Source organism: Metabacillus sp. RB-C-LZQ-3-1 (assembly GCF_058315175.1).
Window position 1 is genome coordinate 190,371 of sequence record NZ_JBZFLI010000010.1, and the last position, 12,089, is coordinate 202,459.

Annotated in this window: 17 protein-coding genes and 1 pseudogene; 7 read left to right on the forward strand and 11 right to left on the reverse strand. The window is 37.1% G+C overall.

Annotated elements, in window-relative coordinates; all coding sequences use genetic code 11:
- Positions 1–218: 218 nt before the first annotated feature.
- The 7 genes and pseudogenes from AC4GZ8_RS16830 to AC4GZ8_RS16860 all read right to left on the reverse strand — a co-directional run bounded on the left by AC4GZ8_RS16830 (position 219) and on the right by AC4GZ8_RS16860 (position 5,275).
- Positions 219–809 (reverse strand): peptidoglycan-binding domain-containing protein, encoded by a 591-nt coding sequence (locus AC4GZ8_RS16830; RefSeq protein ID WP_491083068.1) that lies wholly within the window; start codon positions 807–809, stop codon positions 219–221.
- A pseudogene (locus AC4GZ8_RS16835) lies at positions 792–1,292 on the reverse strand (peptidoglycan recognition protein family protein); the annotation flags it as partial. The pseudogene AC4GZ8_RS16835 and the gene AC4GZ8_RS16830, both read right to left, overlap by 18 nt.
- Positions 1,293–1,559: 267 nt before the next feature.
- Positions 1,560–1,760, reverse strand: coding sequence for a YfhD family protein (locus AC4GZ8_RS16840; protein WP_102233058.1), 201 nt, complete (start codon positions 1,758–1,760; stop codon positions 1,560–1,562).
- 78 nt (positions 1,761–1,838) lie between these two features.
- A complete protein-coding gene (locus AC4GZ8_RS16845) occupies positions 1,839–1,964 on the reverse strand; it encodes a YfhE family protein (protein WP_491083069.1) in 126 nt (41 codons plus the stop codon).
- 278 nt (positions 1,965–2,242) lie between these two features.
- Complete coding sequence (locus AC4GZ8_RS16850) at positions 2,243–2,800, reverse strand: GNAT family N-acetyltransferase (RefSeq protein WP_491083046.1); 558 nt, start codon at positions 2,798–2,800, stop codon at positions 2,243–2,245.
- A gap of 422 nt (positions 2,801–3,222) precedes the next feature.
- Complete coding sequence (locus AC4GZ8_RS16855; protein WP_491083047.1) at positions 3,223–4,347, reverse strand: amidohydrolase; 1,125 nt, start codon at positions 4,345–4,347, stop codon at positions 3,223–3,225.
- A 4-nt stretch (positions 4,348–4,351) separates the two neighbouring features.
- The gene (locus AC4GZ8_RS16860) at positions 4,352–5,275 is read right to left on the reverse strand and encodes a TIGR01777 family oxidoreductase (protein ID WP_491083048.1); all 924 of its coding nucleotides are present in this window, start codon (positions 5,273–5,275) and stop codon (positions 4,352–4,354) included.
- A gap of 109 nt (positions 5,276–5,384) precedes the next feature.
- Here AC4GZ8_RS16860 and recX point away from each other — a divergent pair, with 109 nt between their 5' ends.
- Both recX and AC4GZ8_RS16870 read left to right on the forward strand, forming a co-directional pair.
- Positions 5,385–6,188 carry a recombination regulator RecX gene (gene recX, locus AC4GZ8_RS16865; protein WP_491083049.1) on the forward strand — a complete coding sequence of 268 codons (804 nt, stop codon included), beginning with the start codon at positions 5,385–5,387 and terminating at the stop codon, positions 6,186–6,188.
- A 24-nt stretch (positions 6,189–6,212) separates the two neighbouring features.
- A complete protein-coding gene (locus AC4GZ8_RS16870; protein ID WP_491083050.1) occupies positions 6,213–6,527 on the forward strand; it encodes a YfhH family protein in 315 nt (104 codons plus the stop codon).
- 47 nt (positions 6,528–6,574) lie between these two features.
- On the opposite strand, the gene AC4GZ8_RS16875 is transcribed toward AC4GZ8_RS16870, so the two are convergent.
- Entirely contained in the window at positions 6,575–6,736 is a 162-nt protein-coding gene (locus AC4GZ8_RS16875) for a YpzG family protein (RefSeq protein ID WP_491083051.1), read from the reverse strand.
- A 35-nt stretch (positions 6,737–6,771) separates the two neighbouring features.
- Positions 6,772–6,936, reverse strand: a complete 165-nt coding sequence (locus tag AC4GZ8_RS16880) for a small, acid-soluble spore protein K (protein WP_491083052.1) — start codon at positions 6,934–6,936, stop codon at positions 6,772–6,774.
- Between the two features lie 110 nt (positions 6,937–7,046).
- Between AC4GZ8_RS16880 and AC4GZ8_RS16885 the strand changes: the two genes are divergently transcribed.
- A complete protein-coding gene (locus AC4GZ8_RS16885; protein WP_491083053.1) occupies positions 7,047–7,316 on the forward strand; it encodes a YfhJ family protein in 270 nt (89 codons plus the stop codon).
- A gap of 219 nt (positions 7,317–7,535) precedes the next feature.
- Here the strand turns inward: AC4GZ8_RS16885 and AC4GZ8_RS16890 are convergent, their stop codons facing one another.
- The gene (locus AC4GZ8_RS16890; protein WP_491083054.1) at positions 7,536–8,516 is read right to left on the reverse strand and encodes a metal-dependent hydrolase; all 981 of its coding nucleotides are present in this window, start codon (positions 8,514–8,516) and stop codon (positions 7,536–7,538) included.
- A 363-nt stretch (positions 8,517–8,879) separates the two neighbouring features.
- Between AC4GZ8_RS16890 and mutY the strand changes: the two genes are divergently transcribed.
- Positions 8,880–9,974: an A/G-specific adenine glycosylase gene (gene mutY, locus AC4GZ8_RS16895; RefSeq protein WP_491083070.1), complete on the forward strand. Its 1,095-nt coding sequence runs from the start codon at positions 8,880–8,882 to the stop codon at positions 9,972–9,974.
- A 152-nt stretch (positions 9,975–10,126) separates the two neighbouring features.
- On the opposite strand, the gene yfhS is transcribed toward mutY, so the two are convergent.
- On the reverse strand, positions 10,127–10,351 hold the full coding sequence (gene yfhS, locus AC4GZ8_RS16900) for a mother cell protein YfhS (RefSeq protein ID WP_491083055.1): 225 nt from the start codon (positions 10,349–10,351) through the stop codon (positions 10,127–10,129).
- Positions 10,352–10,491: 140 nt separating this feature from the next.
- On the opposite strand from yfhS, the gene fabL reads away from it, so the two are divergent.
- The 3 genes from fabL to AC4GZ8_RS16915 all read left to right on the forward strand — a co-directional run bounded on the left by fabL (position 10,492) and on the right by AC4GZ8_RS16915 (position 12,047).
- The gene (gene fabL, locus AC4GZ8_RS16905) at positions 10,492–11,247 is read left to right on the forward strand and encodes an enoyl-[acyl-carrier-protein] reductase FabL (RefSeq protein WP_491083056.1); all 756 of its coding nucleotides are present in this window, start codon (positions 10,492–10,494) and stop codon (positions 11,245–11,247) included.
- Positions 11,248–11,329: 82 nt separating this feature from the next.
- Positions 11,330–11,527, forward strand: a complete 198-nt coding sequence (locus tag AC4GZ8_RS16910) for a gamma-type small acid-soluble spore protein (RefSeq protein ID WP_491083057.1) — start codon at positions 11,330–11,332, stop codon at positions 11,525–11,527.
- 265 nt (positions 11,528–11,792) lie between these two features.
- Positions 11,793–12,047 carry a YgaB family protein gene (locus tag AC4GZ8_RS16915; RefSeq protein WP_491083058.1) on the forward strand — a complete coding sequence of 85 codons (255 nt, stop codon included), beginning with the start codon at positions 11,793–11,795 and terminating at the stop codon, positions 12,045–12,047.
- The last annotated feature ends 42 nt before the right edge of the window (positions 12,048–12,089 follow it).

Here is a 12,089-nt window from a genome sequence, read left to right on the forward strand (position 1 = left end):
TTTTTTTGTGGGAACCTTGTGAAAAAGCAAAGCACGCCACTCTAGGTGAGCAACGTACTTTTTTTCTCATGGGTGTAGGCTCTGTGATGTAATAATAATTTATGTTTTGGGAGAGATTGTTATACATCTTTTTTTTTACAAGGTAAGAAAGGATAAAATTTTGTACTTAGTTTTAGTGTCTAGCTCCAGGCGAATGCTTAGCGCCTTGCACTTTTCAATTAATCATCCAATTCCATTCGGATATATTTTCTTGTGTTTGGTCCGTATATTCCATCTGTAGCGAGAGCCGCATACATGGACTGAAATCTCCTTACAGCGTCTTCTGTACGAGGACCGTAAATGCCATCTACAGTACCTGGATTAAAGTTTATTTGTTTAAGAGCTCTTTGCAATTGTCGGACACCTTCACCTTGGTCTCCTCTCCTTAAGATACCATTTGGAAGAGGAAAGTCTGGTGCGGAAACCCTTTGTTGGTTCACTTGTTGCAATTTTGTTAAAGTCACTTGACCAACTAAGCCGTCGACTGCTAAATGATGATCTCTTTGGAACCTCATAACGGCATTCTCTGTTTCTTCACCAAACACTCCATCTGCACCATAACGAGGTAATCTGTACCCTGCTTTAATTAGTTGCTGTTGAATATCCCGAACGAAAGGACCTGAGGCACCTTCTCCAATTGGCAATCTAACAGTTCTTCCTTTTACGGCTCGATCTGGTGCTGGAGCAGTTTGGGGATTTTTGCTTGGCTGACTTGGAGATGCATCTCCATCAAAGTTCCGAAGAGCTTCGGCAACATCATCAATAAACATGGACCAAGATATTCCGTTTGTTCTCAATATTCCGATTGGATCTGTTCTTCTGGAAGGATCAAGAGTGGCGTGTGCAACAATGTCTGATTTTGGATTAAGATTAAATCTGTCACATAAATAGGCATGGTACCAAACATATCGATCATATGCCGCTTGAAAATTTATTCTGCCACCGTGACATAATTCAACCCCGATAGCAGCGCTATTTGCGTTAGCCCCATAAAGTCTGTTATCCGCTGTAACATTTGAACGGACATGATAGGCAATTTCGTTTAAGGGGATTATCTCTAAAATATATTTATCATCAATAAAGGTGTGTGCAGAAGCTGATGGTTGTTGAGTATCAAAATAATTACGATTTCCATAAGCTGTAGAGCCTGGATTTCCAGTGTCATGACTTACAATAAATCGTACAGTACTAATCCGTTGCCCTGGTCGAGAATTTCCGGTACGAATATAATCTCGTGTAATCTCATAAGCCAACTATTAACACCCCTGTCTATATTGATTACAACGTTATTCATTGCATTATATGTTATCCATTAGGAAATGTTAACTTCGAAAAGTTATACACAGTTTCCACAATATAAACAGGGAATGATAAGAAGACAATTTCTTAAGTTTGTGGATAATTTCATTCCTCTTTGTAGAGATATTAACATGTATATCCACATTACCCACAATCTTTGTATTGATTTATCCACATTATTATCCACAAGAAAGGAAGTGGGGTGTCCACTTCCTTTCTTACTATAAATTGCTATTGCGATTTGTGCTTTGGCGTTGATTAGCTGCATTTGCTCTAGCTTGAGCTTCTAAATCAGCTTGATCAGCTAATTCTCTTGAAAATTCCTCATCAACACCGTCGCGTTTTAAGTTTTTAGGTGTTTGTGGAAGAGTTGTTGAGTTCTTATCACGTGCTTTATGGTTATGTTGATGACCTCTGCCCATGAAAAAAGCCCCCCTTAAAAAGTTTGAACTTTTAGTTCAAACTTAGGATGGCTTTTTTTCATCATTTCATGTTGGAAGTTAGTGTCTATTTTTACTTATGTATCCACCAGCACGATCAGCATTTTTGAATTCTCTAGAATATGTCACTTCTTGCATACTAGAAAGAGTACTTTTTGACTTATCTCGTTTTTTCTTATCTGCCATCATGATCATCCTTCCAAAATATAGTATTCACCTTCTATTTTTGACAATGGGATGTGGATTCATACAAATGGGATGAAAAAATGCATGTGATCGAATTTTGGCGAAAAATGTCTAATAGTAAATAAATGTTGAAAATCGTAAATAAAGCCTTCAGAATCGTTAATATGTCTTTAAAATAGTTAATAAATCTCCAGAATCGAAAATAAGACCTCACACAAAATCCTAGCTCACAACAAAAAAGGCGGAATTCAATAGAATTCCACCCTGATACATACTATTTAAGCCTCTTTTAGCTGCTGATCATTCTCTTCAGAAACATTATGGTATTTGTAAATTGTATATTGATCTCTAGTAATTTCAAACAAATTAAAGATGTCTTCGCCATTATTAATTTGTTCTAGTAAGTTTGCTCTTGTTTCGTTTGAGTTCATAACATAAGGTAATTTTTCTGCCGCCCTTGTGGAACGGACGTTTTGTTTACGGATTCGTAAAAAGATTGTTTCAATATCTAATTCATAGAATAGCTCATTGAAAAAAGCATCTTTTGCTAGCTTATTATAGCCTTTGCCATGATATGGTTTGCCTATCCAGGTGCCTAAAAAGCCGGCTTTGTCTTGGATATCAAACAAACTGATTGTACCGATTGGAGATCCCCATTCATCTAAAATGGTACGTGAAATCAATTCACCTCGTTCTTCAGCCTCAATCGTTTGTTTCGTTAAAAATAGGTATTCTTCAAAAGAATTTGCTTTATGACGCACAAATGGGAAGACATCAGGGTGAACCATGTGTTCATAAAGTGTATGACTATCATAAATATCACGTTTTTTTAGCATCTGGATCCCTCCAACCTGAGGGCAGACTCCACGTGATATGGTCGTCTCCACCCTCGAAATTTTTTATGTTACTTTGCCTTCAAAAAATTTCGGGGTGGGAATCGAACCCACTAGAACCAGTAAAGCTGGTGGCGCACCATTTGCCTTCCCATTACTAGATTTAATTGTCGTATTTAAGTTATAGCATTGCTTCCAGAAGTATCATACGGCATTTTAAATGAAAAAGATACTCCTTTTTTGTCGAATTCAAAAATATTTTTTTTTATCTTAAAATAGTTGTTAAATTGTCTGATTTTCTGTCTGTTTGGTAAATTATTCTGCTTAAAAAACCGAGTAAAATCTAATGTTTTAGTACGTTAAATCGAGATAGATTTTGAAAACCTATACAAAAAATAAAATAATAGTAAGATAGTAATTTTTTGTCACTTTTTATACACAATGTCACCATTAATCATGGTCATTTCAGGCTTTGCTAGATAGTGGAAGGGGTGATAATTCCATATAACGAGGTCAGCATCTTTCCCTACCTCTATACTACCAACTCTATTTTCTACTCTTAAATTTCGTGCAGCTGTAATGGTGATTCCTTCTAGTGCTTTTTGTTCGTCAAAACCTTCTCTCACGGCAAGAGAGGCACATAAATTTAAATATTGAATGGGTGTATAAGGGTGGTCGGTTGTGATGGAAACTTCTACACCTTTTTCAGAAAGTGCTTGATAGGTTTCCCATGTTTTATTTTTTAATTCAATTTTCGATTTACGGGTTAATGTTGGTCCTACGCAAACCTTGACTTGTTTTCCTATTAATTCTTCAGCGATTAAATGACCTTCCGTGCAATGCTCGATTCTGTAGTCTAAGTTGAATTCCTCTGCAAAACGAATCGCGCTCATAATATCATCTGCTCGGTGAGCGTGGATGCGTACAGGGATTTCTCTTTTCAGTGCTTTTTTAATTGGGATAGAACGAAACTCATCTTTATCATCACAATACTTTGCTTTGTAGAATGCCTCTCGTAGCATGCCCATTATGCCCATTCTTGTGATGGATTCCTTATTGCCATGACTATGCATCCGTTTAGGGTTTTCGCCAAGAGCAATTTTAAGGCCTGCTGTTTCTTGGATAATCATGTTCGAAATATTAATACCATATGTTTTAATAACCGAAGTTGTTCCTCCAATAACATTTGCACTTCCTGGCATGACATGTGCCGTTGTGATTCCGTATTTGATTGCGTCCTTAAAAGCTGGATCTAAAGGATGAACGCCATCTAGTGCCCGAATATGCGGGGTAATAGGTTCGATGGTTTCATTTGCATCATTCCCGGCCCATCCAGTGCCTTCATCATAAAGGCCTAAGTGGGTGTGAACATCAATAAAACCAGGGAATAAATATTTATCCTTACATACAATTGTTTCGGTTGATTCAGTTGGTTCTAAGTTTTTCCCAATCTCCTTAATCTTCCCGTTTTCCACAAGCACATCGGTCTCATAAATAGGGGGGGAAGTAATGGGATAAACGGTTGCTTGTTTAAAAAGTGTTGATTTCATACTGCTATACTCCTTGTTTTCCACTTTGATAATTAGATATTAAAATGTCTTGCAAAGCTTTTTCGAGGTGAGGAAAAGTAAAAGTGAAACCATCATCTAAAGCTTTTTCTGGTAATACTTTTTGTCCCTCTAGGATCAAAAGGCTCATTTCGCCTAATAACATTTTTAAAGCAAAGGAAGGAGCAGGAAGCCAATGTGGACGTTTAAGTACGTTTCCGATTGTTTTTCCGAACTGGTTCATTTTAACAGGATTTGGAGAAACAGCATTAACTGGTCCAGAAATAGTAGAGTCTATTATATGTTCCATTAGGCGGACTAGATCCATCACATGAATCCATGAAACCCATTGTTGACCAGATCCGAGATTTCCTCCTGCGAACAGTCGGTACGGCAACACCATTTTTGATAAGGCACCTTCTTCTCCTAACACAATCCCGAATCGAGTACAGACTGTACGAACATGAAGGGTTTCAACCTTTCTTGCTTCTTTTTCCCAAACCTCAACTGTTTTTGCAAGAAAATCAGAGCCTGTTTCATTTGAGCCTTCTGTGAAGGTTTTTGTTAAAGAGGTACCGTAAATTCCGATTGCACTCGCATGAATGAATACGGAAGGTTTTTTGGACAAAGCGTTGATAATAGCGTAAATCTCTTTCGTCGACTCAATTCTACTTTCTACAATTTGTTTTTTCGTCGCCTCTGTCCAGCGGTTATTAATTGATTTTCCAGCTAGATTGATGATCACATCAACACCCTCTAGTGACTCGGCAGGATTTGATGTTTTTGATCGCCATTGGACAAAGTGTAAGTTCTTTTCAGAAGAAGTTTTTTGACTTCGTGTTAAAATATAGACATCATGACCTTTATTTAAAAAATACTGTGTAATATGTTTTCCAATAAAACCAGTACCGCCTGAGATGGCGATTTTCATACGACCACTTCCTAGTTCACATATTCCTTAGTTCATTTATACTCTATCTATTAAAAATATCCTCTATAATGTGTTACGTTTATCAAAAAAATTGCAGGTGAGAACAAGAATGGCTATTATTACAAAAATCACAACCCAAAAGCAGTCAGCAGAACGTTTTAATATTTACTTAGACGATGGTCAGGGAGAAAAATATGCTTTTAGTGTTGATCAAGATGTGCTAATTAAATACAATCTTCAAAAAGGCAAAGAAATTGATGAACTCGATATACACGAGATACAATATGGAGATCTTAGTAAAAAAGCTTATAATAAAGCTTTGGAGTTCCTAAGTTATCGTATGCGGTCCATAAAGGAAGTAGCTGAACATTTGGCAAAAAAAGAATTTAATGAAGCAATTATTCAGGATGTTATCTACAAGTTGAAGGAATACCGTTATGTAGATGATTTGGAATTTGCTATTGCTTATGTTCGTACACAAAAACAAACGAATGGAAAAGGACCAAGTGTCTTAAAACGGGAGTTAATTGGTAAGGGGATTGATCAAGATTTTATAGCCCAAGCTCTTCAAGAATACGATGATGATGATCAGCTCCAAGAAGCAATTGACCATGCAGAAAAACTGTTAAAAAAGAACAATAAGTTATCCACAATACAGCTTAAACAAAAAATTGAACAGCATTTAATGAGGAAGGGGTTTCCTTATGATATTATTTCAAAGGTATTAGATGAAGTCCAATATGAGCAAGATGAATCAGAGGAATGGACGGCTTTAGTTAAGCATGCTGAAAAAGCTCAAAGAAAATACAAGAATGAAGATCCTTATCAATACCAGCAAAAGATGAAGCATTTTTTATATAGAAAAGGGTTTGCTATTGAATTAATTGAAAAATTTCTAGAAGATGATCAATGAAAAGCTAAGGGGAGATAAACAGTGATGACAAAGCGCTATAGTGAGATGACGGAGTATGAATTAAAAAATGAAATCGCTAGTCTCAAGGAAAAGGCAAGAAAAGCAGAGCAGCTAGGAATTGTTAATGAATTTGCTGTATTAGAACGCAAAATCACGATGGCAAAGTCGTATTTGCTAGACCCTAATGATTATAAACCAGAGGAAGTCTATGAAATTGACGGAGCGCCTGGAGAGTCATTTAAAATCAACTATATGAATGGCATCTTTGCCTGGGGATACCGGTTATCCACACCTGATCATGAAGAAGCTTTGCCAATATCGATGTTAATGAAAAGGTAACCCAACTGGATAAGTAGCAACATTCCAGTTGAGCTGACCTTACTTTGTTACGATTGCTTTCTAGTTTGTCGCTTTAAAATGATGAGGTCTTGGGTTTGTTGTGTTTCTCCATTTACTTGAGCGTGTGCATGCTTTGGGTTAGCCCAAGGCTGTTTGAATGGATTTGAATACAAATTATCGTAGAATTTTTTCCTACTGTGTGAACCCATTTTTAAAAGCACCTCCGCAAGTTTGTAAATGCGTTTTAAGAGTAAGGATTTTCACGTTGACCAGATGCCCTCATCCGTTCTTGCGGATGAGTGTTCGTTGTCCCGTCTGCCCTTTTTGAAGCATATTCAGCTTTCGCTCTTGGTTCGCCTTCAAACTTGTTATTGCTCATATTTGGAAAACCGCGTTCTTTGTTACGCAACACAATCCCCTCCAAATCATCACGTTTCGCTTCACTAATGGAAGCGTACTTATAGTATGGTTGCAAAAGGGTGAATTATAAGTAGAGAATCCTGCCTAGAGGTGAGAATAATGGAAGATTACTTTGAACGATTAACGAATGAGCTGTTAGCAAAGAATAACAGTCTATCCTATGCACAAGCCAGAACATGGGTGGAGCTTTTATGGGAAGATTTTGAATCAACACAAGCTAAAACAGGAAAAGCCTATCAAGGCAAAGGTGTAACGGAGACTGTCGTGAGACAATTAATTAATCACTACGGTGACAGATTGCATGACTTTATTGCCACAAACCCAAAGTATAAAGATTTATTGAATAAAGATGATTATTTAAAACATTAGGTTGTTTTTGCAACTTTCCTGTTTGTATTAAGGATTGGAAGTAGTTGATGGAGCTCCAGGATGCTCATCTTAGAAATAAGCTACCGCGGCGCACGTATCTTCCGCTCCAATCAACCTAATTAGTTTTTTGTTTAAAGAGCATATTAAAAAACAATTTTTTAGAAAAGAGCAAAACATAAAAATCAAAGAGGATGACAAAACAGTCATCCTCTTTGATTTTTACTCCGGAATCAGCTCCAGCTTTTTGCGCAGCTTTTCTTCACTGAAAATCCAGCCTGTATAGGAGCTGACAATATTTAAATCTGTGTCTAATTGAACAATGGCGACAAATGGATAATATCCTTTGCTTCGGTAACGAAGGTCGATAAAACGGACCTCATAATGGTCGCTGTATTCGTCAACCTCCCAACGATAGACAGGGGAAAATGATAAAAAGGCGGATATATTGTCATCTTCTTCTGCTGCCTTAATGACTTCTGTTTGTGGAACAGGAACACGCTCAAATTCATCTAAAAAGATAATATCCTCGTTAACAGATCTTGCCACATGAAAGGTTTTGTCCGTCATAATCGCGATATGCCACTGTCGAAAGCGCATAGTCGGGGAAATAATCACTTGTTCGATATTTGGTATGATAGTGTGTAAACGACGAACAATATTTCTTTTCATGGCATGGCGAATAAGATAATAGCCAATTAAAATGACATAGATGCTTAAGAATGTATACCCTGGATGACCGCCAAAAACCCAGATCACAATTCCGATAATATGCATGACAAAAATAAAAGGATCAAATGTATTAATCGTTCCCAGTGCAATCCATTTTTTTGTGAATGGACGCAATGCTTGGGTTCCATAAGCATTAAAAATATCCACAAATACGTGAAGTACGATGGCAAGTAATGTCCAGAGGTACAGGTGAAGAAGATTGCTTTCAGGAATAAAAATTGTCAGCATCCCGGTAATTAAAAAGGACCATATAAAGATGGCTGGGATCGAATGGGTAATCCCTCTATGATTTCGAATATATTTAGCATTATTTCTTAGCTTTAATATCGTATCAAGGTCAGGTGCTTGTGATCCAATAATTGTACCGAACATAACAGCTTGTGCGGTGGGAGGATCAATCCCAACGACCGGATCAAGTGTAGCTAACCCGCCAAGAGCAATGCCCATGACCACATGTGTTCCAGTATCCAATAATTGTACCTCCTTGTTTTATGAGGGTGCAGGTTTGCCTTTATATGATTGTCCATTAAAATGAACTGAGTATAAATTAAGATAAAAGTTCCTTTGAAAATATATGATGCAATATTGTCCAATGTGAACATTTCTGTTTATTTTTAAACATCAAGTCTTTAACTATAAGTGATCTTGTACTATTCTTAACAGGTAAAAAGTATTAAATTTTGTATATAGTTTTAAGTGTCTAGCTCCAGCGCCTAGCCCCTCGAGGTCATAAGCAGAATTGCCCGAGGCTGATCAAGGCGCTTGCGCTTTTCTTATTACCATATATTTTCCCGATTATGAAGTAATTTAACATCTGGAGGAAAAATTATAATGATATATGAAGTAAATGATAAGCTGGAAAGCTTTCCTATAAAGGAGTTTCAGCATGATTTAATTTCATGGTACATGCTTGAAAAGAGAGATTTGCCTTGGCGAAAAGACCAAGATCCATACAAAATTTGGGTATCTGAAATTATGCTTCAGCAAACTAGAGTTGATACCGTTATCCCTTATTTTAATGCATTTATAGAAAAATTTCCTACGATAGTTTCCCTTGCAAATGCGGATGAAGAAGAAGTCTTAAAAGCATGGGAAGGACTCGGTTATTACTCAAGAGTAAGAAATCTTCATTCAGCTGTTAAAGAGGTAGCGGAATCCTATTCTGGTATTGTCCCTAAAAACCCTGAAGAAATTTCTAAGTTAAAGGGTGTTGGTCCATATACAAAGGGAGCTATTTTAAGTATAGCTTACAATATTCCAGAACCAGCCGTCGATGGAAATGTGATGAGAGTTTTCTCAAGAATTTTATCAATCTGGGAAGATATCGCAAAGCCGAGAGCAAGGAAAATCTTTGAAGACGCCGTCTATCAATTGATTTCCAAAGAAGATCCATCTTCCTTTAATCAAGCAGTGATGGAGCTAGGTGCTTTAATTTGTACACCAACATCTCCTTCGTGTTTATTATGTCCAGTCCGTGAGCATTGTTCAGCTTTTGCAGAGGGAGTCCAGTCTGAACTTCCGATAAAAAGCAAAAAAAAGAAACCAAAACCGCTGCAAATGGCTGCTGTGGTCCTATATGACGGAGCTGGCCGACTGTATATTCATAAACGGCCTAACACAGGTTTATTAGCAAACCTGTGGGAATTCCCAAATATGGAGATTAAAGCTGATTCCAAAGAATCATATCGTGAACAATTGAAGCAATTTGTTAAAGAGGAATACCAAGCAGATGCTGAGCTATCTGAATTAACGGGAACTGTCGAGCATGTGTTTTCCCATCTAATTTGGAATATCTCTGTGTTTATTGGAAAATTAAAAGATCCTGTTACAAAGGATTTAGTACCAGTCACTGAAGAAGAAATAAAAAAATATGCTTTTCCTGTTTCCCATCAAAAAATATATAAAATATTTCAAGGGACTGACATGTAATCGTCAGCCCCTTTTTAGATGGAATTATGGAATTCCTTGACTTGAAATGTGGCTAAGCGTTTTGCATCCAGCTCTTTGAAGGCAAAGAACACCTTCTATTTTAAATCGTCTTATTTGCCGGGGCTGTTCAAGGCGCTTGCGCTTTTGTTTATTTATTCATAATGAACCCTAGTACCATGAGTATAATCCGCTTCATTTCGTTTTAAACCGCCGCGGGAAGTGATTTCTTCGACGATTTCTCGGTGAATGGTTTGACCTTCAACATTAAGGTAAGGGACCATCTGTTGAAGAGAGTGATGGAAAAAGGCTAACTCTTCCTTGCTCCAATCTTTCTTTGAAATCATGGATAACTCTGTCATATCACGGCCTACGTACATATACATCCTCCTCTAACCTGACGAGATGTGCTAAGGTTATACTATAAGATCCGAAACATCTTACAACATAGAAGTTTCACTATATTATCTGATACAATGATGACATCTATTCGATTGAATACATATAAGGAGATGACAAAATGACCCAAGTAAATAAAGTAGCACTCATTACAGGAAGCAGTCGTGGAATTGGAAGAGCTGTTGCCCTGCGATTAGCTGAAAAAGGATACGATATTGTTGTAAACTATGCACGCAGTAAAACAGCCGCTTTAGAGGTTGTAGAACAAATTGAAAAGTTAGGTGTGAAAGCTATTGCTGTTAAAGCGAATGTCGGGAAGCCTGAAAAAATTAAAGAGCTTTTTTCAACAATTGAGGAAGAGTTCGGAAGATTGGATGTATTTGTAAACAATGCAGCATCAGGCGTTCAAAAACCGGCAATGGAGCTTGAAGAAAGCCATTGGGATTGGACGATGAATATTAACAGCAAGGCATTGCTATTTTGTGCACAAGAAGCAGCAAAGCTTATGGAGAGAAATGGCGGGGGCTTTATTGTAAGCACTAGCTCTTTAGGATCCATTCGTTATTTAGAAAATTACACTACGGTAGGAGTTTCAAAAGCTGCCTTAGAAGCTCTAACAAGATATTTAGCAGTCGAACTTTCTCCAAAAAATATTATCGTGAATGCTGTTTCAGGTGGAGCTGTTGATACAGATGCTTTAAAACATTTCCCAAATCGCGAAGAGTTACTTGAGGATGCGAAGAAAAATACACCTGCAGGCAGAATGGTTGAAATAGAGGATATGGTCAATGCGATTGAATTTCTTTTAACAGAGAAAGCCTCTATGATCAGAGGACAAACAATCATAGTTGATGGTGGCCGTTCTTTACTCGTTTAAACGAATAAAAAATTTTTTTGAAGTTTTTATGGATATAAAAATCATCTCTGGGACAATCTATATTTCGTGGAGGTGATATCGAATGGCACAAAACAACAAAACACAATCAGGTACTAACATCCAACACGTAAAACAACAAAACGCTCAAAGTGCTCAAGGTCAAGCTGCTCAAGCAGGTCAAGCAGGTCAATTTGGTACTGAGTTTGCGAGCGAAACAAATGCTCAAGAAGTAAGAAAACAAAATCAACAAGCTGAGTCAAGAAAGAACCAAAATTCTTAATTGACTAAATAAAGACACCTTTCCGCAAATGTGGGGAGGTGTCTTTTCCTGTGAAAAAGCGCGTTTGCAAAAGAGCGATCATCCTCTCGCTGCAATCAACCACTTTCCCTTTTGCGTAGCAACAAAGGTTATGAAAATATCCTGAAATTTCAATACGACAAAACTTCTGTTTCCTCTACATAAGTAGTCAAAGGATCAAATGAGTAAATGAAGAATCTTATTAACAACATACTTTTGTTTCTCTTAGCAGAAAGGAGAGGGAATAATGAATTTTGATCAGTTGGTTGGGGAGCAATTAAAAACGATGGATAAATTATTAGATTTACAGTCGGAAATTGAACGGTGTCAAGATCTCAAAAATCAGTTGGATATTTTGCAGGATGAAGCGAAATTAAAATCCATTCAGGATGAGATAGAGAATATGAAAGAGGAATTAAATAAGATCCAACAGGTGTTTGAAAAGCAAACAAAAGAAGTTATTCAATCTTATGAGGATCAAAGGTTTGAAACTGTTTCGTAAATTACAGCCAATTAAAGGGTCATTTCTTTCTGGAAATGACTC